The 25,682-nt window shown below is 69.1% G+C and carries 17 protein-coding genes and 2 tRNA genes; 15 read left to right on the top strand and 4 right to left on the bottom strand.

Annotation, left to right across the window (positions count from 1 at the left end; translation table 11 throughout):
- The first annotated feature begins 84 nt into the window (after nt 1-84).
- A tRNA-Ala gene (locus QFZ76_RS18675) sits at nt 85-157 on the top strand.
- 107 nt (nt 158-264) lie between these two features.
- Here QFZ76_RS18675 and QFZ76_RS18670 read toward each other — a convergent pair.
- Entirely contained in the window at nt 265-1,095 is an 831-nt protein-coding gene (locus QFZ76_RS18670; RefSeq protein ID WP_307674806.1) for a helix-turn-helix transcriptional regulator, read from the bottom strand.
- A 109-nt stretch (nt 1,096-1,204) separates the two neighbouring features.
- Here QFZ76_RS18670 and QFZ76_RS18665 point away from each other — a divergent pair, with 109 nt between their 5' ends.
- The 3 genes from QFZ76_RS18665 to QFZ76_RS18655 all read left to right on the top strand — a co-directional run bounded on the left by QFZ76_RS18665 (nt 1,205) and on the right by QFZ76_RS18655 (nt 3,378).
- Complete coding sequence (locus QFZ76_RS18665; protein ID WP_373464318.1) at nt 1,205-2,677, top strand: MFS transporter; 1,473 nt, start codon at nt 1,205-1,207, stop codon at nt 2,675-2,677.
- 246 nt (nt 2,678-2,923) lie between these two features.
- Nucleotides 2,924-3,157: a hypothetical protein gene (locus QFZ76_RS18660; RefSeq protein WP_053750770.1), complete on the top strand. Its 234-nt coding sequence runs from the start codon at nt 2,924-2,926 to the stop codon at nt 3,155-3,157.
- 148 nt (nt 3,158-3,305) lie between these two features.
- A tRNA-Ala gene (locus QFZ76_RS18655) sits at nt 3,306-3,378 on the top strand.
- 51 nt (nt 3,379-3,429) lie between these two features.
- Here the strand turns inward: QFZ76_RS18655 and QFZ76_RS18650 are convergent.
- Nucleotides 3,430-5,043, bottom strand: coding sequence for an NADH-quinone oxidoreductase subunit NuoF family protein (locus QFZ76_RS18650; protein WP_266439621.1), 1,614 nt, complete (start codon nt 5,041-5,043; stop codon nt 3,430-3,432).
- On the bottom strand, nt 5,040-6,275 hold the full coding sequence (locus tag QFZ76_RS18645) for a cytochrome b/b6 domain-containing protein (protein ID WP_373464317.1): 1,236 nt from the start codon (nt 6,273-6,275) through the stop codon (nt 5,040-5,042). The genes QFZ76_RS18650 and QFZ76_RS18645 overlap by 4 nt, the downstream gene beginning before the upstream one ends.
- A 519-nt stretch (nt 6,276-6,794) precedes the next feature.
- Between QFZ76_RS18645 and leuS the strand changes: the two genes are divergently transcribed.
- From leuS to QFZ76_RS18595, 10 genes are all read left to right on the top strand, one after another.
- Complete coding sequence (gene leuS / locus QFZ76_RS18640; RefSeq protein ID WP_307674804.1) at nt 6,795-9,683, top strand: leucine--tRNA ligase; 2,889 nt, start codon at nt 6,795-6,797, stop codon at nt 9,681-9,683.
- Nucleotides 9,684-9,819: 136 nt separating this feature from the next.
- The gene (locus tag QFZ76_RS18635; protein ID WP_307674803.1) at nt 9,820-10,563 is read left to right on the top strand and encodes a hypothetical protein; all 744 of its coding nucleotides are present in this window, start codon (nt 9,820-9,822) and stop codon (nt 10,561-10,563) included.
- 71 nt (nt 10,564-10,634) lie between these two features.
- A complete protein-coding gene (locus QFZ76_RS18630) occupies nt 10,635-11,480 on the top strand; it encodes a DegV family protein (RefSeq protein WP_307674802.1) in 846 nt (281 codons plus the stop codon).
- A 905-nt stretch (nt 11,481-12,385) separates the two neighbouring features.
- The gene (locus tag QFZ76_RS18625; protein ID WP_373464522.1) at nt 12,386-13,288 is read left to right on the top strand and encodes a helix-hairpin-helix domain-containing protein; all 903 of its coding nucleotides are present in this window, start codon (nt 12,386-12,388) and stop codon (nt 13,286-13,288) included.
- Nucleotides 13,285-15,543, top strand: a complete 2,259-nt coding sequence (locus QFZ76_RS18620) for a ComEC/Rec2 family competence protein (RefSeq protein WP_373464316.1) — start codon at nt 13,285-13,287, stop codon at nt 15,541-15,543. The genes QFZ76_RS18625 and QFZ76_RS18620 overlap by 4 nt, the downstream gene beginning before the upstream one ends.
- A 147-nt stretch (nt 15,544-15,690) precedes the next feature.
- Nucleotides 15,691-17,100: a hypothetical protein gene (locus QFZ76_RS18615; protein WP_307674801.1), complete on the top strand. Its 1,410-nt coding sequence runs from the start codon at nt 15,691-15,693 to the stop codon at nt 17,098-17,100.
- Nucleotides 17,100-19,031: a hypothetical protein gene (locus QFZ76_RS18610; RefSeq protein ID WP_307674800.1), complete on the top strand. Its 1,932-nt coding sequence runs from the start codon at nt 17,100-17,102 to the stop codon at nt 19,029-19,031. Before QFZ76_RS18615 ends, QFZ76_RS18610 begins: the two co-directional genes overlap by 1 nt.
- An 8-nt stretch (nt 19,032-19,039) precedes the next feature.
- Complete coding sequence (locus tag QFZ76_RS18605; protein WP_307674799.1) at nt 19,040-21,124, top strand: integrase; 2,085 nt, start codon at nt 19,040-19,042, stop codon at nt 21,122-21,124.
- Nucleotides 21,121-21,570 carry a hypothetical protein gene (locus tag QFZ76_RS18600; RefSeq protein ID WP_307674798.1) on the top strand — a complete coding sequence of 150 codons (450 nt, stop codon included), beginning with the start codon at nt 21,121-21,123 and terminating at the stop codon, nt 21,568-21,570. The genes QFZ76_RS18605 and QFZ76_RS18600 overlap by 4 nt, the downstream gene beginning before the upstream one ends.
- A 34-nt stretch (nt 21,571-21,604) precedes the next feature.
- Nucleotides 21,605-24,055 carry a hypothetical protein gene (locus tag QFZ76_RS18595; RefSeq protein WP_307674797.1) on the top strand — a complete coding sequence of 817 codons (2,451 nt, stop codon included), beginning with the start codon at nt 21,605-21,607 and terminating at the stop codon, nt 24,053-24,055.
- 61 nt (nt 24,056-24,116) lie between these two features.
- Here the strand turns inward: QFZ76_RS18595 and QFZ76_RS18590 are convergent, their stop codons facing one another.
- The gene (locus QFZ76_RS18590; protein ID WP_307674796.1) at nt 24,117-25,154 is read right to left on the bottom strand and encodes a hypothetical protein; all 1,038 of its coding nucleotides are present in this window, start codon (nt 25,152-25,154) and stop codon (nt 24,117-24,119) included.
- Between the two features lie 166 nt (nt 25,155-25,320).
- On the opposite strand from QFZ76_RS18590, the gene QFZ76_RS18585 reads away from it, so the two are divergent.
- Nucleotides 25,321-25,584, top strand: a complete 264-nt coding sequence (locus tag QFZ76_RS18585; protein WP_307674795.1) for a helix-turn-helix transcriptional regulator — start codon at nt 25,321-25,323, stop codon at nt 25,582-25,584.
- Nucleotides 25,585-25,682 lie beyond the last annotated feature (98 nt).

Below are 25,682 nucleotides of genomic sequence, written 5' to 3'. Positions count from 1 at the left end.
AGGGCCCGCGACCCGGATTTCACTTTCCGGCAGGTCGCAGGCTAAAGTTCTTCTTGTTCGCCTCGCCGAGCGGGAAGAACGCAAGGGGCTATAGCTCAGTTGGTAGAGCGCCTGCATGGCATGCAGGAGGTCAGGAGTTCAATTCTCCTTAGCTCCACAGGTCGAGAGATCGACAGTCTTGAGTTGCACTCTTGAGTTGTCAAAGATCGTGCGCTGTCGAAGATCGCTTGATGAAGATCCCGTCCCGCTGGGGCGGGATTTCTTTTATGCCCTCCTCAGAAGAGCCGTGCGCCGGGCCGTCCCCTCATCGTCCGGCGTGTAGACCACGATCCGGCACTCCGGCATCCCGTTGATCGACAGCGACACCGACGTCATCCGCAGCTCACCCGCCTCCGCGTGCCGGAACGTCTTCACCCGCCGCCCGGGTTCCGCCACGTCGCCGCTCTCCCACAGCCGCGCGAAGAGCGGGCTCGCCGCCGACAGCCTGCGTATGAAGTCCTCCCAGACCGGCTCCCCGGCATGCAGTCCGTACGCGGCGCGCAGGGTCGCCACCATCACCGGCAGCTCCGTCTCCCGGAACACCAGCGGGCAGTCCTTCTCCGGCACCGTGAACAGCGCCCACAGGGCGTTGTGCGGGCGCCGGGCCGGCATCGGATCGGAGAGGAACAGGTCGCGGTAGACGGAGTTGGCGGCCAGGATGTCGTACCGCGAGTTGTAGACCACCGCGGGGCGTGGTTCGAGGGCCTCGATGATGCCCAGGACGTCCGGTCCCACGGCCTGCGCGAGGGTCTCCGGGGCGTGTGCGTACGGCACTTCGGCGAGGTGGTACAGGTGCTCCCGCTCCGGTGGGTCGAGGCGCAGCGTGCGTGCCACGGCGTCCAGGACCTGCGCGGAGGCGTTGATCGGCCGGCCCTGCTCGAGCCATGTGTACCAGGTCACACCGACACCCGAGAGCTGGGCCACCTCCTCGCGGCGCAGGCCCGGTGTGCGACGCCGTAAACCCGGCGGCATGCCCACGTCCGCCGGTGTCACCCGGGCCCGCCGCGTGCGCAGAAAAGTGGCCAGCTCGGGCCGGCGGCGCTGTGTCGTCCCCATCGTCACGTCCCTCATCGTCGATGCCGCACCTGTCCTCTGCCAGGTGCTGTCGGTACCAGCATCAGCGGGCACTCGGCACCCGTACCGGAGGGACGCCAGGCTCGACGGCATGACGACAACTCCCCGGACGGGGCCGGGTCCCGCACCCGTTCCAAGTCCTGAGATCAGTAAAGCGCCCGCCACTGACAATCCGCCCCGTGCGCTGCTCGCGCTGGTCCTCGCCGCCCAGTTCATGGCGCTGCTCGACGTGTTCATCGTGAATGTCGCGGCCCCCACCATCGCCACCGAACTCCACGCGTCCGGCGCGGATGTTCAGCTGGTGATCGCCGGATACGCCATCACCTACTCCGTGCTGCTGATCACCGGCGCCCGCCTCGGCGACCGGTTCGGGCACGGCCGGGTCCACCTGGCCGGGCTCGCCCTGTTCACGGCGGCCTCGCTGGCCTGCGGTCTGGCGCAGGGCGCCACCGAACTGATCGTGTTCCGGCTGGTCCAGGGCGCCGGCTCGGCGGTGATGATCCCGCAGGTGCTCAGCCTGATCCAGCGCAACTTCACCGGCGAGGCCAGGATGAAGGCGCTCGGCGCCTACTCGGCCGTCCTCGCCGTCGGCGCCGCCGCCGGGCAGGTCCTCGGTGGAATCCTGGTCAGCGCCGACCTGTTCGGCACCGGCTGGCGGCCGGTGTTCCTGGTCAACGTGCCGGTGGGCCTCGCCCTGCTGGTCCTCGGCAACCGCCTGCTGCCGCCCGGGGACGGCCCCGCGGCCCCGCGGCCGACGCGCGGCCTCGACCTGCCCGGCCTGGTGCTGCTCGGGGCGGCCGTGTCGCTGTTCACGGTGCCGCTGGTGCTCGGGCAGGAGGAGGACTGGCCGCTGTGGTCCTGGCTGTCGCTGGCCGCGGCCGCGATCGCGTTCGGCCTGTTCTGCGCGTACGAGTCCCGGCTCGCCCGGCGCGGCGGCGCCCCGCTGATCGCGCCCAGTGTGCTGCGCCATCCCGGCATGGGCCTCGCCGTCTTCCGGATCCTGGCGGTGATGGCCGTCAACGGCGGCTTCCTGTTCGCGCTCACCCTGCACGTCCAGGGCGGCCTCGGCTACAGCGCGCTGCGGGCCGGCCTCACCTTCGCGCCGACCGCGGTCGTCTTCGGCCTGGTCGGTCTGACCTGGCGCACCTGGCCGGCGTCCTGGCAGCGGGCCCTGACCCCGGCCGGCTTCGTGATCACCGCGCTGGCGGTCGCGGGCGTGGGCCTGGCCCTGAAGGGCGGCGACGAGGGCGGTGCGCCGCTGTACGTCGCGTACGCCGGTGTCGGTGTCGGGCTCGCGCTCGCCTTCAGCCCGACGCTCACCCGGGCGCTGGCCACGGTGCCGCCCGAGAACGCGGCGGACGCCAGCGGTCTGCTGGCCACGGTCACCCAGCTCGGCCAACTGACCGGCGTCGCGTTGTTCGGCACACTGTTCTTGAACCGGCTTGAGTCACTTGGGGCCTCGCAGGCGTATACCTCTGCGGAGGCGCTGTTGGCGTGCATGTTCGCGCTGGCCGGAACGGCCGCGGTGGGTGCCGTGTCCGGACTGGTACTGAGGCGTCGCTGACCGTATTGGCCCGGCCGTGGCAGAATCAAACGGCCGGAAGGGGGCGCGGCCCGACGGGAGGGAGTAGTGATGCCTGCGAGCATCCTCGCGGAGGTCGGCCACCTCCGCGAAGCAGCATCGACACGGGATACGGTCATCCGTCTCAGCTGCCCTTCCTGCGGTTCCGTCCATGTGGCCCAAGTTCTCGGTGACAACGGCGGGATCTCCTACGTGTGCACGGCCTGCGGCCACAGCTGGAGCTGATCGATGGGTGCACACAGGCGAAAGTGCGACTGGTGCGGCAGCGGTACGCCGATCGTCCGTGACATGGAACCGGTCAATCCCGAGTACCAGTACTGGTGCGAGGAGTGCGCGCGGGCGCTGATCATAAAAGGCGACCCGATCGAGACGTACCGGGAACTGGAGGGCGAGCCGATCTACGGCCGGCTCCTCGAAGAGCACTGCACGCTCAAACGGTTCTATTCGTTCGTCACGGCATGAGTGATCACCGCGAGATCGGGCATCGATTCGCGTAACCGGACAGAACGGAAACGATTTGGTGCTCCCCCCGGTGGGCCGGTAATGTTGGCGTCGCCGCCGGGGGAACCGGGCGACACGGTCAATGTGCGGCTCCGCCGCAAGACCACAAGGGGCTATAGCTCAGTTGGTAGAGCGCCTGCATGGCATGCAGGAGGTCAGGAGTTCAATTCTCCTTAGCTCCACAACAGTTGAAGGCGGGTCATCCGAGAGGATGACCCGCCTTCGTCGTGTGGTCAGCGACCCAGGGCGCGGCGGCCGCGGCCCTGGGAGAGGACCGGGAGGTTGTTGCGGGTCGCTCCCTGCGAGCGGGTGTCCTCCTCGATGCGCAGGGCCAGCGCCGGGCAGCGCCGCACCGCGCGCAGCGCCTTCGCCTCCGCGTAGCGCGGCACCTGGGCCTGCGCGACGGTCGGGAAGCCGTCGGCGCCCAGTTCGAAGACCTCCGGGAGGATGTCGGCGCACAGGCCGTGGCCCCGGCACAGCGTCCAGTCGACGTAGATCTTCTGACGGCTGGGGCCGTTCTCCTCGGCCTCGCTGCCGCCGGGGATGCCCGTGGGCGTCTTGCCGCCCTCGAAGAGCGGCAGAACGCCCTCCACGGGCCTTCCGCAGCCGTTCCCGAGGACGTGCGCGGCCAGGTCGTCCGTGAACGCCTTGATCGTCGACTCCAGGAACATCGCGGACCCGTCGGGGTGCGAGCACGCGCCGCGCCGCTTCACGTTCTTGGCGACCTGCTTGAGGGCCTCCAGGGCGGCCGGGCCGCCGCCGTTGATGATGTCCTCCATGCCGCGCGCGGCGGCCGGCAGACCGAGGTAGCAGGGACCGCACTGTCCCGCGCTCTCCTCGGCCAGCCACTGCGCCACGCGCAGCGACTCGCCCAGCGGGCAGGTGTCCTGACTGATCGGCAGGATCGCGCCGGCGCCGAGCGAACCGCCCACCGCGTCCAGGGAGTTGCGCGAGACGATCGCCTCGTTGACCGTCGCCGCGTCGATCCACTTGCCGTGGTAGCCGCCGGTCAGCACACCCTGCGGGACCGGCGGGGCGCCGGCCAGCTGGAGGACGTAGCGCAGCGGCACGCCCGTGGGGACCTCGATGACCATGGGGCGTGCGACCGCGCCGGAGACCGTGAGCATGACGGTGCCCGGCTCGTCGTACAGGCCGGTGTTGCCGTAGCGCTCGGGGCCGATGCGGGCGGCGATCGCGAGCTGGGCGAAGGTCTCGGCGTTCGACAGCAGGGTGGGCGCCCCGCCCACGCCGGTCTGCGAGGCGCTGACCTTGCGGCCCGGCGGGATCGCGGGGCCGCCGTCGATGGAGCGGATCAGCGACGCCGCCGCTCCGGTGACCATGCGGACGGGATTGCGCTGCACGCGCGCGCGTAGAGCCGATCGGCGGCCGTTGCTGAGGCCGCGTTCGGCGAGCGCGGCCTCCATGGAGCGTTGCGTGGACTCCCGGGTGACCCCCACCACGAGCGTGCGGGCACCCAGCGCCTCCGCGACCAGCAGCGCGCCGTCCAGGATGAGGTGCGGGGCACGGTTGATGAGCACCGTGTCCTTGCGGCAGGCCGGTTCGTCCTCGCTGCCGTTGACGACGACGACCGGCCGTACGCCGCGCTTGATCGCCGACTCGGCGACGGAGCGCAGCTTCTTGTGGAAGGGGAAGCCCGCGCCGCCGCGGCCCTTCAGGTTGATGGCCTCCGAGAGCTTCGCGAGCTGCTCGCCGCCCATCGGTTCGAGCGGCCCGTGCACCTTCAGGTGCATGGGCAGGTCGAGTCTCTCGACAAGGTCGAAGCCCGACGTGAGCTGGGGAAGGCCGACCACGCGGACTTCTGGGACGTCGGGCAGGGCCTCGTTCACTTAAAGCCTCCGGAAGGCGTGTTCCAAGGTTCGCCCGAACCCGGTGCGTCGAAGTCGTAGGAAGCACCGGGCGTTGTTTCAGTGGCGGGACCGCTGTTGTACGTGTCGTCCGGGTAGTACGCGCCGTAGAGGTTGTTCGTCTCAGTGGTGTCGTACACGTCACTCGAGCCATAGCCCGAGGCGCCTGAATTGTCATAGGTCGGGATGTTGTATCCGGTGTCCTGGAGCGGGTCGTAGGCCGACGGGGGCGCCTCGCCGACCGGCGGCGGAGAGGGGATCGGCCAGCTGCCCGAGGTGCTGCCGCCGTTGTCGTAGCGCGGGATCGCCTCCGTGGGCTGCATGTCCATCGGCAGGTCCATGCGCGCGGTCTGGTCGGCCGCGTAGGGCTGCTGTTGGCGTGGTGTCGACACGGCCCGGTAGGCGGCCGCGAAGCCGTTCGCGGGCTCCGGGGACGCGGGGGCGCCCAGGGGGGCGTCGTACGGCGGTGCCGTGCCGGGCTGGGCGGCGCGCGGGCCGCTCCGGTTCTCGTAGCCCGGCAGCGCGGCGCCCTCGGCCATCCTGGCCCGGCTGGCGTCGAGCTCCTCGCGGCCCGGCCGTTCCTCGCTGGTTCCCAGGAACGCGGTGATCTTGTCGGCGACCTTGCGCTTGACCGGGCGCGGGGCCGCCCGCAGGGCGAGGGCCGCGGTGACGCCGAGCAGGGACAGGCCGTACAGGATCACGAAGGTCGGCTTCGCCGTGCGGCCCGCGTACAGGCCGTGGATGAGTGCGGCGCACCAGGCCGGGTAGGCCAGCATGTGCATGGCGCGCCAGCGGGCCGCGATCGGGGCCGGGGAGGCGAAGGCGCTGCGCATGGCGCCGGTGATGCCCACGAAGATCATGAGCAGGCCGGCCAGGGAGCCGAGGCCGATCAGGCCGGCGCTTCCGGTCACGCCGAGCGAGAAGGGGATCAGCGCCGAGATCAGGCTTGTGTGATCGAGCGCGACTTTGGTGGTGATGTGCAACAGCAGGAACGCGATCGAGGCGACCGCGGTCGTCCGGTGCACCGCCTGTCCGATGATCCGTTGGCGCGTGTTCAGGAAGACCCGGTCCTGGGCGACCAGGCCCCAGATCACCGAGCAGCTGAGCGAGACGAGCGACAGGACGCCCGCGCCGAAATTGAGGAAGTCCCGGACCCTGTCACCTCCGACCAGCACGAATACGGGTATGAGGAGCAGGAAGGCAGCCGACGCCATCCCATAGGCCGACCGGCCCGTTTTGGGGAGCGAGTTGTTACTACGACGAGGGTTCATGGGGGCAACTCCGAGCAGTTTCGGGAAAGCGGTCCCGCTGCCGCACTCTAAGTGGCTCCATACCGATGGGTACGAGGTTTGAGTTATTGCGTTGTTACCAAACGACAAGGTCGTCGTTGTGATGTCCCTTAGGGGTTGTTACGCGAAGTAACCTTTGGTGTTGGTTCAGTGGTGGCGGGTGTCATCAGTGTGCTGGACGGGGTCTGGTGTAGGGGTCTGGGAGGACGGCACCCGGTGCCAAGAGGGCATACGTAAGCGCGTCGCATCGTGCTCAACGGCTGCGGTACCCTAACGCCATGCGTGCCGTACGCCTTCTGCTTAGCGAGCCGCGCTGATCACTCCCGACCACCGGACGAATCGGATGGTCGGAATCGGCGCGGCGTCCCCTCCTGTGCGAGGGGATTTTTCGTTTCCCGGATGTCACAGCCGCTGGCAGAGACGATCGATGGAGCTTTGAGGATCATGAGCGAGACGAACCCCGCTGCCGCCGCTGCCGTGTCGGCGGAGGCAGCGCCGCACCGCTACACGGCCGCCATGGCGGCCGACATCGAGGCACGCTGGCAGGACTTCTGGGACGCCGAGGGCACCTACGCGGCGCCGAACCCGAGCGGTGACCTGGCCGGTGATCCGGAGCTGAGCGCCAAGCCCAAGAAGTTCATCATGGACATGTTCCCGTACCCCTCCGGTGCGGGCCTGCATGTCGGCCACCCCCTGGGCTACATCGCCACCGACGTCTATGCCCGGTTCCAGCGCATGACCGGCCACAACGTCCTGCACACGCTGGGCTTCGACGCCTTCGGCCTGCCCGCCGAGCAGTACGCCGTGCAGACCGGCACGCACCCGCGGGTGTCCACCGAGGCCAACATCGAGAACATGAAGGTCCAGCTGCGCCAGCTGGGCCTGGGCCACGACAACCGCCGGTCGTTCGCAACGATCGACCCGGACTACTACAAGTGGACCCAGTGGATCTTCCTGCAGATCTTCAACTCCTGGTACGACGACGAGGCCGACAAGGCCCGCCCCATCGTCGAGCTGATCGCCCAGTTCGAGACCGGTGAGCGCGCCGTACCGGGGCACACGCGCGCGTGGCACGAGCTGAGCGCCGCCGAGCGCGCCGACGTCCTGGGCGAGTTCCGCCTGGCGTACGCCTCCGACGCGCCGGTCAACTGGTGCCCCGGCCTGGGCACCGTGCTGGCCAACGAGGAGGTCACCGCCGACGGCCGCTCCGAGCGCGGCAACTTCCCCGTCTTCAAGGCCAAGCTGCGCCAGTGGAACATGCGCATCACCGCCTACGCCGACCGGCTGCTGGACGACCTGGACGCGCTGGACTGGCCCGAGGCCATCAAGCTGCAGCAGCGCAACTGGATCGGCCGCTCCGAGGGCGCCCGCGTCGACTTCCCGATCGACGGCGAGCGCATCACGGTTTTCACCACCCGCCCCGACACCCTGTTCGGCGCGACCTACATGGTGCTGGCCCCCGAGCACCCCCTGGTCGAGAAGTTCACCCCGGCCGCCTGGCCCGAGGGCACCCACGACGTGTGGACCGGCGGTCACGCCACCCCCGGGGAGGCCGTCGCCGCGTACCGCGCGCAGGCCGCCTCCAAGTCCGACGTGGAACGGCAGGCCGAGGCCAAGGACAAGACCGGTGTCTTCATCGGCGCGTACGCGACCAACCCGGTCAACGGCGAGCAGATCCCGGTCTTCATCGCCGACTACGTGCTGATGGGCTACGGCACCGGCGCGATCATGGCCGTCCCGGCGGGCGACCAGCGCGACTTCGAGTTCGCGCGCGCCTTCGAGCTGCCGATCCACTGCATCGTCGAGCCGACCGACGGCCGCGGCACCGACACCTCGACCTGGGAGGACGCCTTCGCGTCGTACGACGCGAAGATCATCAACTCCTCCAACGACGACATCTCGCTGGACGGCCTGGGTGTCGCCGACGCCAAGGCACGCATCACCGAGTGGATGGCACGCAAGGGCATCGGCGAGGGCACGGTCAACTTCCGGCTGCGGGACTGGCTGTTCAGCCGGCAGCGCTACTGGGGCGAGCCCTTCCCGATCGTCTACGACGAGGACGGCATCGCCCACGCCCTGCCCGAGTCGATGCTGCCGCTGGAACTGCCGGAGGTCGAGGACTACTCGCCGCGCACCTTCGACCCGGACGACGCCGACACCGTGCCCGAGACCCCCCTGTCGCGCAACCAGGACTGGGTCAACGTCACCCTGGACCTGGGCGACGGACGCGGCCCCCGCCCGTACCGCCGCGAGACCAACACCATGCCCAACTGGGCCGGTTCCTGCTGGTACGAGCTGCGCTACCTGGACCCGCACAACGACCGGAAGCTGGTCGACCCGGAGATCGAGCAGTACTGGATGGGCCCGCGCGAAGGTCAGCCGCACGGCGGCGTCGACCTGTACGTCGGCGGGGCTGAGCACGCCGTACTGCACCTGCTGTACGCCCGCTTCTGGTCCAAGGTCCTGCACGACCTGGGGCACGTCTCCTCGGCGGAGCCGTTCCACAAGCTGTTCAACCAGGGCATGATCCAGGCCTACGTCTACCGTGACAGCCGTGGCATCGCGGTGCCGGCCGCCGAGGTGGAGGAGCGCGACGGCGCGTACTACTACCAGGGCGAGAAAGTCTCCCGACTGCTGGGCAAGATGGGCAAGTCCCTGAAGAACGCGGTCACTCCGGACGAGATCTGCGACGAGTACGGCGCCGACACCCTGCGCCTGTACGAGATGGCGATGGGCCCGCTGGACGTGTCCCGGCCGTGGGACACGCGCGCGGTGGTGGGTCAGTTCAGGCTGCTGCAGCGACTGTGGCGCAACGTCGTGGACGAGACGACCGGCGCTCTGTCGGTGGCCGACACGGAGCCCGACGAGGGCACACTGCGTGCCCTGCACAAGGCGATCGACGGGGTGCGCCAGGACCTGGAGGGCATGCGGTTCAACACCGCCATCGCCAAGGTCACCGAGCTGAACAACCACCTGACCAAGGCGGGCGGCGCGGTGCCGAGGTCGGTCGCCGAGCCTCTGGTGCTGCTGGTCGCGCCGCTGGCCCCGCACATCGCCGAGGAGCTGTGGCGCAGGCTGGGCCACACCGACTCGGTCGTCCACCAGGACTTCCCGGTCGCCGACCCGGCCTACGTCGTGGACGAGAGCGTGACCTGCGTCGTGCAGATCAAGGGCAAGGTCAAGGCGCGGCTGGAGGTCTCCCCGTCCATCTCCGACGACGAGCTGGAGAAGGTCGCGCTGGCCGACGAGAAGGTCGTGGCGGCACTGGACGGCGCGGGAATCCGCAAGGTGATCGTGCGGGCGCCGAAGCTGGTGAACATCGTTCCGGCGTAGGTACGGCGGCGTCCGGCCGCAGCTCGGGGTAGTCCCCTACGGGCAGGTTCGGGGTTCTTCTGGAACTCAGGGCCTGCCCGTAGCGTTTACCGTTGAAGAGCGGCGCGGAGCGTGCCGACGGTCGGAGGAGGAGCTGGTGGAAGCAGTGATCGCAGTTGTCGCCCTGCTTTTCGTGCTCTTTGTGGTGCTCGGCGCCTACGCCACCGTGAAGGTGGTCGGCGCCGCCAAGCGCGGAGTGGACCGCACCATCACCCAGGCCCGTCGTACGGTCGAGGACCACACCCTGCGCGCCAAGTCCTTCGCCCAGCCTGGCCCGGCGGGCGAGATCGCCCAGTTGCGGCTCAAGCTGCGCACGTCGATGCGCGCCACCCAGGAGGCCCTGCACGCGGGCGTGGCCGAGGACGAGTCCCTCAAGGAGTCCATCGGCCTCTTCGAGCGGCTCAGCGCGCACGGGCACGAACTGGACGCCGAGCTCCGGCGCCTGGAGTCCGAGCCCGACAAGTCGACGCTCGGCGAGCGGCTGCCCGGCCTGCGCGAGCGAACCGAGCGGATCACCCAGTCGGCGGACTCGCTGCGCTGGGCGGCCCGCGACCGCGCCCGCCGCTTCGCCGACGACGACCTGGACTCGCTCAGCACGCAGATCGACGTCGAGGCCGGCGCCCTGCGGCACTGGACGACAGCGGAACCCGCCTCCGCCACACCCCCGCCCCCGTGGCCGGAGGCCCCGGCCGCCCCCGACACGGGCACGGCCCGGCAGACCTGGCCTCAGACGCCCAAGGCACGCACCGCCGAGGAACCCACGCGGCCCGCCATCACCCCGCCGAGCCCGCGCCCCACCTATCCCTGGCAGAAGAAGACCCGCCCAGAGAGCACGACTTGATCCGGACACGGCCGCCCAGGTGAGAGGGGTCGGGCTGCCGCCGGGGCGCTACGCCAGGTAACCTCCAGCTCATGTCCCGCCATGTCGCGATCGTCACCGATTCAACGGCCTACCTGCCGCCGCGGACGATGGAGCGTCACGGCATCACCGCGGTGCCGCTGACCGTGGTCCTCGGCGACCGGGCGCTCGAAGAGGGCACCGAGATCTCGACCCGTTCGCTGGCTCAGGCGTTGCAGAAGCGACGTTCCGTCACCACCTCGCGGCCCAGCCCCCAGGTGTTCGCGGAGACCTACCGCAAGGTCGCCGAGGCCGGTGCCACGGGCATCGTCTCCCTTCATCTGTCCGCCGAACTCTCCGGCACCCATGACGCGGCGGTCGTGGCGGCGCGCGATGCACCGGTTCCGGTGCGGGTGGTGGACACCGGGATGGTCGCCATGGCCCTGGGGTTCTGCGCCCTCGCGGCGGCGGAGGTCGCGGAGACGGGCGGCACCGTGGACGAGGCCGTGACGGCCGCGGAGAAGCGGGCCGCGGGCACCTCCGCCTACTTCTACGTCGACACCCTCGACTATCTGCGCCGCGGCGGCCGGATCGGCGCCGCGCAGGCCCTCTTCGGTTCCGCGCTCGCGGTGAAGCCGTTGCTGCAGCTCCAGGGCGGCCGGATCGAGCCCCTGGAGAAGGTGCGGACGGCGTCGAAGGCCATCGCCCGCCTCGAGGAGATCGCGGTCGACCGGGCGGGCAGCGCGCAGGTCGACATCGCCGTGCACCATCTTGCCGCCCCCGAGCGGGCGTCGGCCCTGGCGGACCGGCTGCGGGTGCGGGTGTCGGGGCTGGCCGATCTGCATGTGAGCGAGGTCGGGGCGGTGATCGGGGCGCATACGGGGCCTGGGTTGTTGGGGGTTGTGGTCTCGCCGCGTTGAGGTTGGCGGGGGAGGCGTGTGTGCGGGGTGGACGACTGGCGGGGTGCGGGGTGCGGGGTGCGGGGTGCGGGGTGTGCGTGGGTGTTGGGCGTGTTTGGGCGTCCGCGCTCGTGTGGGTGACGGAGTTATCCACAACCCGGCGGTAATCCCCGGGAATTGACCAAGATCATCGCGGAAGTGTCGAGGTGACCGATCCTCGGCGCATGGCACTTCGATCACGCTCACACACAGCGAACGCAACCAGTGGCCCGGGCCGCGGCCCCGCCTCCGACGGGCGCACCCGCCATCGCCGGCGCCCCACCCATGGCCGTGCCCGGCACGCCTCCGCGGACGAACTCCGGCGACGGGCGGAGGCGTTGTTCGCCGAACGCGCGGGAGAGTGGCGGGAGTCGGGGAAGGGGCCGCCGGGCGGGGGAGCGCGGGCTTCGGAGGGCGGCGACGGGCGAGCGGGGACTGCGGAGGGCGGCGACGGGCGTGTGGGGGCGAGCCCGGATGCGTCGGGTGCCGGTGTGGTTGTCGGTCGGGTTGACGGTGAGGGCCTCGGCGGTCGTGTGGCATCGCGTGTTGTTACGGCTGTGGGAGTCAAGGCTGAGCCGGACCGCCTGGGGTCCGCGGGTTCCGGGGGCGCGGAGGATGCGGACGTTGGCTTGACCGGTGGGCTGGGTGGGTCGGTCCGGCCGGTTGGGTCGGTCCGGCCGGTTGGGCCGATGGGGCTGGTCGGGGTTGCTGGGTCAGTCGGGGCAGTTGGATCAGTTGGATCAGTCGGGGTCGGGTCGGCTGGGAGCGGCGAGTCGGTCGGGTCGGCTGGGTCGGAGGGGCTGGTCGGGGGCGGGTCGGCTCGGAGGGGCGAGTCTCTTGGGTCGGTCGGGTCGGTCGGGTCGGTCGGGTCGGACGGGCTGGTCGGGATTGCTGCGTCAGTCGGGCCGGTCGGGGTCGGGTCGGCTGAGAGGGCCGAGTTCGTCGGGTCGGTCGGATCGGCTGGGTCGGAGGGGCTGGTTGGGTCGGGGGAGACAGTCAGGACCGGCGTGACGGGCCTCGAGGTGGGACTCGGTTCGGTCGGGCGGCGGCGGGGGTGGGCCGGGCTTGCTCTGCGGGAGCGGATGCCTCTGTGGGTGCAAACGAGGTGTGGACTGGAGCGGCGGAGCGTCCTCGCGCTCTCCGTGGTGCTCGTCGTCGCCGCGGTTTTCGCCGTGCAGCACTTCTGGGCGGGCCGCACCGAGGCCGTTCGAGCGCCCGAGGTGGTGCGCGCGGCCGCTCCGTACGAGGAGGGACAGCAGAGCGGCGAGCCTGCGGAGCCACCGGCTGCCTCGGCCGGGGCGCCGAACGCCGTGGGGACGGCCGGGGTCGAGATCGTCGTGGACGTCAGCGGCAAGGTTCGTGAGCCGGGAATCCATCGCCTGCCCGCCGGTTCGCGGGTCGCCGACGCGTTGCGCGCGGCCGGTGGGGTGCGGCCCGGTACGAACACTGACGGTCTCAACCGCGCCCGGTTCCTCGTGGACGGAGAACAGGTGATCGTCGGCGGCCCTGCCGGCGCCACGGTGCCGGGCTCGGTCAGTACGGGGGGCACGGGCCTGGGCGGCGGCCCGGCCGGCTCGGTGGCGGGAGCGGCACCGGCTGCTCCTGTCTCCCTCAACACGGCCACCGTCGACCAGCTTGACACGCTGCCGGGCGTCGGCCCCGTGCTGGCGCAGCACATCGTCGACTACCGCTCCCAGCACGGCGGCTTCCGCTCCGTGGACGAACTGCGTGAGGTCAACGGCATCGGCGACCGCCGCTTCGCCGACCTGCGGAATCTCGTACGGCCATGAAGCACACGCCCGATGAGCCGCCCGAGGACGACACCCTCGGCCCTGGCTCCGACGTCGGCTCTGGCTCCGACGTCGGCTCTGGCGCCGACCTCGGCCCTGGCTCCGACCTCGGCCTTATCTCCAATCCCGATCCTGGCTCTGATCTCGGCCTAGGCTCCGATCTCGACCCCAGCCCCGACCCCGACCCTGGCCCCGATCCCGATCCCGATCCCGATCCCGGCCCCAGCTCCCCCCTCGCCGTTCACGAGGCCTCCGGCAGACCGCTCGGTGACCCCCACCCCCGGCAGGAAGGACCGACGGATCTACGTCTCGTGCCGCCCGCGCTCGCGGCCTGGGCGACGGCCGCGCTGATGCTGGACGCCTCACCGCGGTGGGTCACCGGCCTTGCGGTGGTGTGTCTCGTCGTGGCAGGTGTACTCCTCGTGTCCTTGTGGGCGCGTGTCCGGACCGTGCGCGTCACCTGGCCGCGGGCCTCCGCTGCCGCCGTGCTGTTGTGTGTCGGGGCGGCCGCCGTGTCGGCCGGGCTTCATGGGGCCGATCTGCGGCGGGGGCCGGTGCCTGAGTTGGCACGGGAGTACGCGACCGTGACCGCCGAGGTCGAGGTGACCTCGGATCCGCGGCTCACCCGGCCCCGGATCAGGGGGAACCACGCGGCGCCGGTCTCCGTACTGATCAACGCCGAGGTGCGGCGCGTGGAGGCGGTGCGCGGGGCGCCGGTGGCGACACGTACGCCGGTGTTGCTGATCGTCGACGTCGGTTCGCGCTCCGGCCGAGCTGTCGTCGGGGCGTCGGGGTCGCGCCTCTCCGGGGAGTCGCTCGACAGCACGTCGGCCGGATCGCGGCCCGATGGCGAGGGGGCGCAGGCTTCCCCGGACGGGCCGGGCCGGTCGCCCTGGCTAGGGGTGTTGCCGTCCACGCGGCTGCGGGTGACCGCGCGGGTGGCGCCCGCCGCAGTGAGCGGCGACCGGTTCGCGGCCGTGCTGCGGGTGCGGGGTCGGGCCACGCCGGAGGTGGTGGAGGAGCCGTCGGCGGCGCAGCGGTTCGCGGGCCGGCTGCGCGCGGGGCTGCGGGAAGCCACCGACGGGCTGTCGGCGGACGCGCGGGCCCTGCTGCCCGGGCTGGTCGTCGGGGACACCGCACGGATCACTCCGGAACTGGACGAGGCCTTCAAGGAGACCGACCTCGCGCACACCCTGGCCGTGTCCGGGAGCAACCTCACGATCATCCTCGCCCTGCTCATCGGCCCGCCCGGGCTGGCCCAGCTCGCAGAACGCCGCGGACTCGCGCCCCGCCTGGGCATCTCGCTCCGGACGACCGCGCTGCTCGGCGGGGTGCTCACCCTTGCGTTCGTCGTCGTGTGCCGGCCGGACCCGAGTGTGCTGCGGGCCGCGGCCTGTGGAGCCGTCGCGCTGCTCGCGCTCGCGACCGGGCGGCGAAGGTCGCTGATCCCTGCGCTGGCGACGGCCGTTCTGCTGCTGGTGCTGTACGACCCGTGGCTGGCCAGGAGTTACGGCTTCCTGCTCTCCGTCCTGGCGACCGGTGCCCTGTTGACGCTGGCGCCGCGCTGGAGCCTCGCGCTGCGACGGCGCCGGGTTCCGCCGCGACTGGCCGAGGCGCTGGCGGCCGCGGCTGCCGCACAGGCCTTGTGCGCGCCGGTCGTCGCGGTGCTGTCGGCGCGGGTGAGTCTGGTGGCGGTGCCGTGCAACCTCCTTGTGGAGTTCGCCGTGGCACCGGCCACGGTGCTGGGCTTCGCGGCGCTTGCGACGGCACCCGTGGTGATGCCGGTAGCGAAGGGGCTGGCGTGGTGCGCGAGTTGGCCCGCCGAGTGGATCGCTGAGATCGCGCGTACCGGGGCGTCGCTGCCCGGTGGGGGCGTGGACTGGCCGGACACCTGGGCCGGGGCGGCGCTGCTTCTTCTCGTCAGCGTGGTCGTCCTGCTCGTCGGTCGGCGGCTGCTGGGACATCCCTGGTTGTGCACTGCCTGCGGGCTGCTGGCTCTGCTGGCGGTCGTGCAGCCGCCGCCGCTGACCAGGGTGATCACGGGCTGGCCGCCACCGGGATGGCGGATGGCGATGTGCGACGTGGGGCAGGGCGACGCGACGGTGCTCGCGGCGGGCGAGGGCACGGGTGTGATCGTGGACGCGGGGCCCGATCCGGCGCTCGTCGACCACTGCCTGCGCACGCTCGGCATCACCAGGATCCCGCTGGTCGTGCTGACCCACTTCTTCTTTCCGCTGTTCAAATCTGTCTCATGAGATGTGTGGTTCAGTCTCGATTCGTTGTGGCGGTACGAGACAGGTGAGCAGACGGGAGTGCCCCTCCGGTCCGGCTCCTGCGGAGGGGCGAGTGTGGATCTTTCCTTTGTGCAGTCCGGGTTGCTGGATAAGTACCTGGACACAGACGTGATCTCCGCAGAGAAGGTGGCCGCTCTGTTGAAGCGGCGCGGTGTCCTCGACGGTACGCCGGTGTACCTCGACGAGGAGACACAGATGCCGGTCCCGCCGCTGTGCGAGTTCGGCAGGTACCTGTCGACGGCTCTGCTGGACGAGGCCACGCTCAAGGACTACGGGCGGGTGATCGGTCGGACTGACGATCATCTTGCCGAACTGGGCAGCGATGTCCTGTCGGCGTCCGAGTCCGATCTCGTTTCGTACCGCGACCATCGGACGCAATGGCAGAAGAAGCCGGTCGGCGCATCGGTCTGGAGCCGCGAGTCGTTCGTCCTGGACGACTTCTACGGCTTCCTCGTCGACCGAAAGATCTTGACGCGCCGTCCGGCGAGGGTGGCTGCCCGGGGGCGCAACGCACTGGCGCCACGGGTCCGGTCAGGCATGGACATCCGGCACCTGACGTTCGAGCAGTACCGGTACTTCCGAGATGTCGGACTGGGTGGGCAACTACCCGACTCCCAGTTGAATCCCACCTTCCGAGGGTGGTCCCCGCTACGCGACCGAGCGGGCGCCGATATCGCCCTGGGGTCGGGCACGCGATGGCGGGAGTGGGCGACGGTGCTGTTGCCTGAGATCGGTCTGTGGCCTGGGATGCCGGGCGGAGGAGCGGAGTTCCTGGTCCAGGCATGCGCGAAGTACGGCAAGCCCCGCACGGCCTATGTCCCCGAGGATGCGGTGGCGTCCGCTGACCTCTTCTGCATGCTTGAGCGACCCGAGATCGTCCGCCGGGCCGCCCGGAGCCTGGAGCGCAAGGCCCGCGACCTGTTCGTGGTGGGCGAGGTCGACGTGGCTGGCGGTCGGGTGCGGGGCATTCTCGACGGCGTCGTCCGTGAGTACGAGATGTCGGCGATGGACGCCAAGCTGCGGCGGATCACAGTCTTCGAGGGCGAGTTCGGCCTGGAAGCCCTGACTTTGTTCGTCTGCCGCGGGGGTCTGATGCCGGGAGCGGACGCCTGGAAGAGCTACCGACACCGGGCCTGGACACGCATGACAACCCTCGCTGACCGCACCACGCCGCTGCTGCCGCGCCGGCGCTGGCGATGGCACGACCTGAGACACACCTACGCCCTGCGGCTTTTGACCTATCTGGAGAACATGATGGACGGCGAGGAGCCGGACCTGCGGGCCCGTCGTCGTCGGCACCGCTCTTACTTGACTGGGCACATCCGCCACAACCCGCTGCTGATCGTCAGCCGAAGACTCGGCCATGCGAATCCAGAAACGACCTACGAGTACCTCCAGTACACGGACGACCTGATCAACGAGTTCGAGGCCGCGTTCTCTAGCTGGATCGGCGACGACGAGGCGTCCTATGCCGACATCGCATCCCACGCGATCAGCGGCACGACGGGCGGCCGCTGATGGCAACGACACGCCGCAAGGGCCAGACTCGCCAGGAACGTGAACGGTTGCTGGCAGCCCTGGCTGCGCCCGTGCCGGCAGGCGGCACCGGCCCCAGGGTCGTCAGTGTTCCCGGGCATCTGTTCGCCGTGGATCCGTCCGACTACCAGTGTTCACTGCTGGCCATGCAGTTGGCGGATGAATGGATCGAGTACGTGGCCGCCACCAAAATTACGACCCACGCGAAGGTCTACCGGCAGGCCATCATCCAGCTCTGCGAGTACGTGGACAAGGAGCTCGGCCCTGAAGTGGCGGGAGTGAGCCTGGCCAGCGGAGATCTCTTCGATACGCTGGTCGCCTGGGAGCTGGCCTTGCCCGAAGGTTACGCAGAGAGCTCGACACGGCCCAACCTGATGGCAGCAGCCCTGCGCGTTCTGCTCACTCGCCGGGATGACCACCCCGACCGGCCGCTCGCTCCGGAACTCGCCCGGCTGGCCCACAGCCGCGTTCTACTGGGCAGTGGCGAGAAGACGGAACGGGACGAGTTCGAACGACAGGAGAAGAAAGCCCTGGTCCGCGCCGCATGGCGAAGCGCGCATGCCACCCGCAAGCGCCTCAACGAGGGCTGGGCCCTGGCGGAGCAAGGGCGTCACCCCGACCAGGGCAGCTGGGTGAGCGTCCCCGATCTGCTCTGGGGCCTGGCCCACGAGCAGATCACCACCGATGACATTCGTCGGATCCTGCCTCCATCCCGCCAGTGGCCGGTGGAACTGCAGGAGTTCACAGCCGGGCCAGGCCGTGTCCCGGTTTCCCACGTGGCCCGGCTCCAGCTCTGTCGCAAGCTGATCGCGAGGTTGTATCCCACCACCCTCGACCTGCACGCCTACCGTGTCCTGCTCATGGACGCCACCGGCTACACCTCCGAGGAAGTCGCCAGCTTCGGTGAGGCGGAGGTGGAGTTCCTCCCCAAAGGCGTCCGGCTGACCCTCCTCAAGAACCGTGGCGGACTGCAGCGGCACCGGGCCTTTCGGGACCAACTCACGCCTGCTGAACCGAACCCGGATGACGACGGTCAACTGACCATGGATTGGCCGCGGCGTGAGGCCAGCGAAGTGGTCCGCCAGCTCCTGGACCTCACGGCCCGGGTCCGTGCCAAGGCCCCGCACGTCACGGACACGCTCTTCGTCAGCGCCGCTGTCCCCGGGAACTTCACCTCGGTGTTCCGTCGCTGGACCCCCAACGTCTCAGCGTCATCGTTCAGTGCCTGGCTGGAGATGATGGGCGTCAAGATCAAGAGCGACCACCACATCGGCCGCATGCGCAAATCGGTCAAGGTCGAGAAGGCCATCGTGACCGAAGGGCGTATCAGCGCTGCCGCGGACGACCACACCGAGGACACCTTCGCCACCCACTATGCGCAAGGCACCACCTTGCGGATCATGTCCGGTCGGACGATCGCCACAGCTCAGCAGCACTGGTTCGATCAAGCTCTCGCCCGCGTCGACGGCCCCACCGTCATCTCCGGCGCCCCTGAGGATGTCGACCAAGGTCTGCTGGAGGAGTCGGGCCTGTCCGCCCAGGAGGCCGAGGACATCATGACCGGCCAACTCGACATGGGCGTCTCCCACTGCAAGAACCCCTATCAGGGGCCCTACAGCCGCCCTGGAGAACTCTGCGCCGTCGCGCCACTACGCTGCCTGGAATGCCGCAACGCCTGGATCTTGCCGACCAACCTACCTCAACTCCTGCTCTTCAAAGCGCACTTGGAACGCCTCCGCACCATTCTGGCGCCGCTCGTATTCGCGCGACTCTGGGGGCAGAGCTGGGTGAACCTCGACGCCGTCCTGGAGGACCGCACGCCGGAGGAACGGGATCAGGCCCGCAAGCACATCGACGCTGGCCAGGCCGTCCTTAACCTGCCGCTCGCCGCAAACAGTGAGTTCGACGCATGATCCTTCCCTTGCCCCAGCAGCGGCGTCCGTCGCTGTTCCGTGACGACGAGCCGGTTGTCCGAGGGCGGGCTCTGCTGCCCGAGGCCCGTGAGCCCGGCGCCTACATCCCAAGGTTCGGCGACCGCGACATGTGGAACTTCAACGGGGTTCTCAAGCGACCAGCCAACGTCAACGCCAGCGAGTGGAGATTTGCCTTCAGCCTGGAGCTGGAAGATCCGTACTGGAACCTGCTGACGCGCGAGTTCATGATGTTCACCTTCAACCAGCGTCATCCTGCGGTCCTCAAGAGCGGTGTCGTCCTTGGCGGCTCGGGCGACCCTCGCACGTTGACCCATATCGCCTCGCGCCTGCGGGCCGTGGCTCGTTGGGGCGGCAAGCAGGGACTGCCGGTCTTCCCTGACGCATGGACGGTCGAGGATCTGCGGCAGCACATCGTCGACCTGGCCGCGGACGGCAGGTCCCCGGAAACAGTCAGAAGTCATGTGACCACGTTGAAGAACCTGGCGGCAGCAGAGCCCGCGCTCAGCCTGCCCTGGCCGAGCGGGGATCCGTGGCCAGGCCAGAGTGCCCGCAGCGTCGCCAAGGCCAGCACCAGCAAGGACCTCGCCACTCCTGCTGTCCCGCCGAAGACCTGGTTCCCGCTGATCCGCGCGGCCTGGGCCTACATCCACGACTTCGCCCCTGACGTCCTACGAGCCGACCGCCGCCTCCGCGACCTCACCGCGTCCGCCCGTCCGTCCCTGGCTGGCATCGACGCACGTCTCAAGGAATGGCTTGCTGACCCCCGCAACGAAATCCCCGTTCACGTCCCATCCAGCGACGATGAGCCTGCGAACGTCAACTGGAAGCTGCTGACAGTCCTTCTCGGCTATGACAAGGCCAACGACTCGGCGTTCTCCGACTACATCAACCCGTTGAGGAAACGGCGACGCGCCTTGATCCTGAATGAGGTGGCTGAGGGCCGACACACCACGCACGCATTGAGCGGAGAACTCGTACAGGTTGCGCGGTCGGACGGCAGCACAGGTCCATGGCATCCCGGCATCGACGCGAGGGCGCTCTTCGAACTGAAAACTGCCCTTCGAGGTGCGGCATTCACACTGGTCGTGGGCCTGTCCATGATGCGTGACTCAGAGATCCACGAAATCCTGCGCGACCCCGTCGTCGAGCACTACAGCACCCCCGCCGTCGCCTCCACGAAGATCAAGGGCACCCCCAACCGTCCCGGCAAGCACTGGTGGATCGCTGAGCCTCTCGTTGAGGCCCTCGGCGTCGCCGAGGCCGTCTCCACACATCCCGAACGCATCTTCGCTCCCATCCATGCCACTAAGCAGGACGGCGCCGTCGACGGCGCCGACATGCTGGAGGCATTCGTGACGTTCGTGAACAAGAACCGGGCCTGGACCGGGCTGGACGAGATCCCCACCACCTACATTCGCCCGCACATGTTCCGCAAAACGATGGCGATGCTTACCGACCAGTTCCCCAACTCCGAGATCGCCACCGGCATCCAGCTCAAGCACCTCGCCAAGCGGGCCCTCGCCAACGCCACCACCCGCAGCTATGCCGCCTCCGACTCTGACTGGGCGAAATACCTTGGCGACGCCCTCGACAACGTCAAGTTCCGCAAGATCAAAGACCTCTACGAGCGCCACACTGCAGGCGAGGAGATCGGATTCGGGCCCGGCGCGGAGCGCGTCAAGGACGCCTTCGACCAGATCGACGCCACCGTCAAGGCCCGCAACGGGGACGCCCGCACCGCCGACACTCTGCTGCGAACGACCAGGATCCACATCCGGTTCGGCATGCTCAACAACTGCACCGCCGACCAGACCAATCCCGTCGGTGCCGTCTGCCTCGAGAACGCGATCGTCCCAGACGGTCACGTCGGTCCCCTTGACGAGCGCTGCCGACCTGATCGGTGCGCGAACAGCATGATCGGCCCCGAGCACCTGCCGATCTACGACTCTCACCAGCGCACGCAGCTCCAGCTCGTCAACAACCCCTCCATGCCGGCCTGCCGTCGCGACCTCGCCGAACGTGAACTCGACATCACCCGCAACGTGCTCAAGATGGCGGGTGGCTCCCAGTGACCGGCCCCGCCGACGGTGACCTCAAAGATCAGGTCAGTCCCAAAACCGCCGCCGCGCTGCGAGCCGCGATGACCCGCCTCTTCGAAGGGCGCCCGCAGCGGACCGACGGCCGCCTCACGAAAGAGAACCTCTATAAAGAAGCCCAGGTCAGTAGAGCGACCATGAACCGGGCTCACGCGATTCTGGCTGAATGGGACGCTCACCTTGCTGCCCACGGCAAGACCACTCCTGGTGAGGCCAAGCGCGATGCAACCATCGCCGACCTCAAGAAGCGACTGACCAAGAAGACTCAGGAGTGCACACTTCTGGAGACAAAGCTCAAGGCCGCCCACACCGCCATCGCGGCTCTCTTCCACGACAACGAAGCCCTACGGCAGCAGCTCGACAAGGATGCCTCAGCCGTTGTCACGCCCCTGCGCTCACGGGGTCCTCGGCAACGTCGCTGAGAAATCAGTACGCCCTCGCGCACAATGGGATGCCATGACCCTGATGAAGCAGCTGGAATACCGACCCGTCGGGGCCCGGTTGCGTGCTCCCCGTTTCGCCTTGGCGTACCGGCCCATGGCGGACTGGGTATACATGGCGCGCTGTGCTGTGACGCAGGTGTCGAGGGTGTGGGGCGGCTCGGGAGCGGTGATCCTGCCCGTGTCCGGCGAGACGGAACAGGCCACCACTCACAGCGGCCTGCTGCCCTCACTCAGGAACTACGACCCCGACCATGTAGCTGGCTTGGTGCCGACGCTGGCGGATGCGGCACGTATGGATCCCACGGTGCGTGACCGGATGGTCGCCCAGTACGCAACCCCTGACGAGAGCAGTGACACCACCTGGAACCGCCTGAGTTCCCTGTCGCTTCAGATGCCGCGCTGGGAGGGACTGGCTGGTCAACTGGACGGCTGGTGTTCCCCGTTCAAGGGGGTTCGCCAGAACAAGCAGCGCTTCGAGGCGCACAACGTCCGCAATCTGGGCCAGGAGCACGACTCCCGCGGCAGCTTGGCGACCGTGTCCGTGCCCCCGGACGACCAGATGTTCACACTCGATCTGTCCCGTGTGGATCCGGCGATCGCACTGATGGTGGAGACACGGCTCGGCTCGGCCGACGCGGCAGCCCGGCCGGACGAGAACATCATGGAGTTGCCGGTTGAGGACGAGGACCTGCCCGCACTGATCCACCTGGCCATCACCGGCAAGCCGCGAGCAATCGGATGGGATCTCGGCAGCCGCTTCCGCACGGTGGCCAACGGGGACTCGCCGCAGGAGCTGACCGCCGACGAGTTCATGGCGGCCACGCCCTTCGCGCACACCGGGCGTTGGACGACGCGGCTGTCCTCCTATCCTCCAGGCCCCGCGGTGTGCGTGGTCGGAGAGACCGCCGAGGATCACGCTCTGGCGATGCTGTGTGATCGCCAGTACGGGCATGGCGCCTGGATCCCGACCCGCATGCTGGCAGATGATGGCCCCTACCGGGGAGTGATCAAGAACGCTCTCCATACCCTCCAGACGCTCCACGATGACGACGATCTCCCGGTGCTGGTGACAAGCGTCAGTGAGCCTCACGAAGTACTGGAGGCACTGGCCGACGACCTCAACCGACCCTTTGCAGGGATGACCATGCAGGTCGATGATGGCTCGCCTGTGCCCTTGGAGATCCGCAAGGCCCAAGCGGTCAGCCCTTCCGCCGTTGCCGAACACGATGCGATGTCGCTGCTGGCGGACCCCGTCTCCTATCAGCTTCGCCAGAGCGCGCCCACGGGCCAGGAGGCCGACGGCGTTTCGATCCTGGCCCCGCTTCAGCTGCCCGAAGCCGAAGCAGCCACGCATATCGGGCCAGAGCTGCACTGGTACGTCGATGTCTGGCTGTCGCGTCACACGCTCCCCGCCCGTACCGCCCTGAGCAGTTCGTGCCTGACTCAGGAAACAGGGGGCTTGCCCGACGCTGTTGTGCGCGCAGGTCGGCAGTCGGTCACGTTCATCTCCGCGAACATGGGCTTCGCGACTCCCGACGCCCGGTATGCCCGCCCCCTGCTGCACTTTCCGTCGGCGGACAAGGTGTTCGAGGAACTGGCCCGCGCACGCGGTGCCACGGTGGAGCGCTCGGACGCGGGACGCCGCGCCGCTATCGCGGCGGAGATGTGGGGATCTCCCGAGGCACTCGCGGCCGACCTGACCGGTCCGGTTCGCACAGTGCTCAATTCCTTCCTGCCCCCCAAAACCAAACGTGACGGTGACTATGGCGTCGGCTATGCGGTCCGGGGTGACGGCTACGTCGCCCTCGAGGACATCAGGACAACACTGGACATCGACATCTTCGAGGCCCGTGACCTTGCGGACCGGCTCTTGGACGTGAATGTGGTGCGCCGCGGTCTGCTGCTCAACTGCGCCCGCTGCCACTTCGAGGCCTTCTACCGCATCGAGCTGGTCGGATCCACCTTCGACTGCGAAGCTTGCGGGCACACCAGTGGTGTCACGAGAGGCCGGTGGTACGCGAAGGATGCCGAGCCGCATTGGTACTACGCGATCGATCAGGTCGTCCGCAACCTGCTGCGTAGCAATGGCGACGTCCCGCTGCTTGCCGCTGACCAGCTGCGGCAGAAGGCCTCTTCCGTGCTGTGGTCGCCCGAGTTGGAAATCACCGACTCGGACGATTCCATCGAGATTGACCTCTGTCTGGTCGCCGACGGGCGGATCATCGTCGGCGAAGCCAAGTCCAACAACACCCTCAAAGGGAAGAAGTACGGCACCCAGGAGTCGGCCGCCAGACTCGTGCGAGCCGCCCAGATTCTCAGCGCAGACGAAATCGTCCTTGCCACCAGTCAGAACGCATGGGCGAGGGATACCCGGGCGGCAGTCCTCAAAGCAGTCGAAGACGGCTGGAGAAGTGGCCCGCAACCAGCGGTCACCGAAATGCTCAGCGTCGGCGAAAAGGCGTAGGAGACGGGACGGCGCACCGGCAGGTGCAGCAGTGCGGAACGGGGCGCCGTGGCCGGCGCCGTCAACCAGGGCTAGGGCAGGCATCCCCGATGGCGGCCTCAGTGGTGCAACACCAGTGCACGTCACCTGTGTCCGGGTGCGTGCGCCACCACGCGCATGAGCCGATCGCCACGAGTCGGTCCAGCGCGGTGAGTAGGTCGTGTTTCTCCAGCGCGCACTCGCGTTGCATCCGGTCGATTTCCCCCTGCCCCTGGCCGGTTGCCGGGTCGCTGAGCGCACTGGTGTAGACGCTCAGCAGTTGCACGTGGGGGCCTTCACCGGCTGTTCGCGCTGCGCGTCCGGCGCGAAGTGCCCAGTCGGCGGCACGGTGCCGATCGGGCCGGGAGGGGTACTGGCTGAGCAACGCCGAGTCCATCAACTCGGCGATTACTTCGCCTGGGCTGCCAGGCAGCGTACGGAGCCAGCGCGCCTCCTCCAATTCCTGCCACAGACGTGGAGTGCTGAGGCGAAGACCGCGCAGTACGCCTACTGGCAGCCGGACCTGCATGCGGGAGTCCATGCGCAGCGCGCACTGCAGGGCGATCAACCTGGCTGCACCGGAACTACCGCACGGAAGCGCGGCGGCAAGGTAACTGAGCATCTCCGCCACCCGAACCCGGTCGCCCGGCCCCTTGGCCGCACGGTGGCGCCGACGGGCGGCACGCCATGGCTGGTGGCGCGGGAAGAGCATCGTGTCCGGCACCACGGCGGCCTGCTCCGTAGCCGCCGCGCAGGCGGTGCAGGCATCGGCCAGCCGCCACACGCGGCCTCCGCGCTCCCGGGCCAGCAGGAGCCGGACGGGCCCGGCGCAGCCACGGTGGCGGGCGTGCCAGCGGCAGCCCCGCTCGTGGCACTGGCAGATGCGAAGGTGGGCGGCGAGCAGACCGGTACGGGCGTGCCGTGCGAGGTGGGCCAGGGCTGCCGCACGGGCGGACCCGGGCCCGACCCGACCGCCCGAATGCGGGCAGTGCTGGCAGACCAGGGTGATGCTGCCCCGCTGGGAACGCAGCTCCACGGTCCATGCGCGCGTCGCCGCAGAACAAGGTGTGCGCAGCCTCATGGGCGCTGCTCCTCCCGCTGCTTCGTGCTTGTCCCGGCCCGGGGCGGGCGGGGACAGCCGCCCACCGTAGTGCAGACCTCTGCCCTGCCGCTCGCCGTTCCCGCCTGTGCAAATAGGGCAGAGGTCTGCACTGACAGGGCAGGGGTCTGCACCGTCGGATGGTCGGGTGACGATCTTGCCGCCAGAGCCGGACCTGAACGCGCTGCGTCTGAAGCTTGCGCGTCTGCGGGCCGAGCGCGGGTGGAGCTATGACGAGCTCGCGGCCCGAAGCGGCCTGGCCAGGCGGACTGTCATCGAGATCGAGCAGGGCCGCACTGTCGGCAGTCTCAAGACCTGGCACGCCCTGGCGCACGCCCTCGGCGCTCCCTTCGACGACCTGTTCCGCACGCTGTGCGAAGGACACGACCTGCCCGGCGCTCCTGACGGCTGAACGGACGGTCCGCCGCCTACGAAAATCACCCGCACCGGCGATCCCGCATCGAAAACGTGATCGCCGGTTCGTGCGTGTGTCGCCCTGATGAGGGCCGC

Origin of the sequence: Streptomyces sp. V4I2 (assembly GCF_030817655.1) — a bacterium.
GTDB lineage: Bacteria > Actinomycetota > Actinomycetes > Streptomycetales > Streptomycetaceae > Streptomyces > Streptomyces plumbiresistens.
The sequence above is the reverse complement of the archived record's forward strand: the minus strand, read 5'-3'. Positions and strand labels throughout refer to the sequence as shown.

Coding starts and splice junctions, on each gene's coding strand:
- QFZ76_RS18630 (WP_307674802.1), top strand. CDS start 10,635: ATGTCCCGCCATGTCGCGATCGTCACCGATTCAACGGCCTACCTGCCG.
- QFZ76_RS18670 (WP_307674806.1), bottom strand. CDS start 1,095: ATGGGGACGACACAGCGCCGCCGGCCCGAGCTGGCCACTTTTCTGCGC.
- QFZ76_RS18620 (WP_373464316.1), top strand. CDS start 13,285: ATGAAGCACACGCCCGATGAGCCGCCCGAGGACGACACCCTCGGCCCT.
- QFZ76_RS18645 (WP_373464317.1), bottom strand. CDS start 6,275: ATGGCGTCGGCTGCCTTCCTGCTCCTCATACCCGTATTCGTGCTGGTC.
- leuS (WP_307674804.1), top strand. CDS start 6,795: ATGAGCGAGACGAACCCCGCTGCCGCCGCTGCCGTGTCGGCGGAGGCA.
- QFZ76_RS18665 (WP_373464318.1), top strand. CDS start 1,205: ATGACGACAACTCCCCGGACGGGGCCGGGTCCCGCACCCGTTCCAAGT.
- QFZ76_RS18595 (WP_307674797.1), top strand. CDS start 21,605: ATGACCCTGATGAAGCAGCTGGAATACCGACCCGTCGGGGCCCGGTTG.
- QFZ76_RS18660 (WP_053750770.1), top strand. CDS start 2,924: ATGGGTGCACACAGGCGAAAGTGCGACTGGTGCGGCAGCGGTACGCCG.
- QFZ76_RS18590 (WP_307674796.1), bottom strand. CDS start 25,154: ATGAGGCTGCGCACACCTTGTTCTGCGGCGACGCGCGCATGGACCGTG.
- QFZ76_RS18610 (WP_307674800.1), top strand. CDS start 17,100: ATGGCAACGACACGCCGCAAGGGCCAGACTCGCCAGGAACGTGAACGG.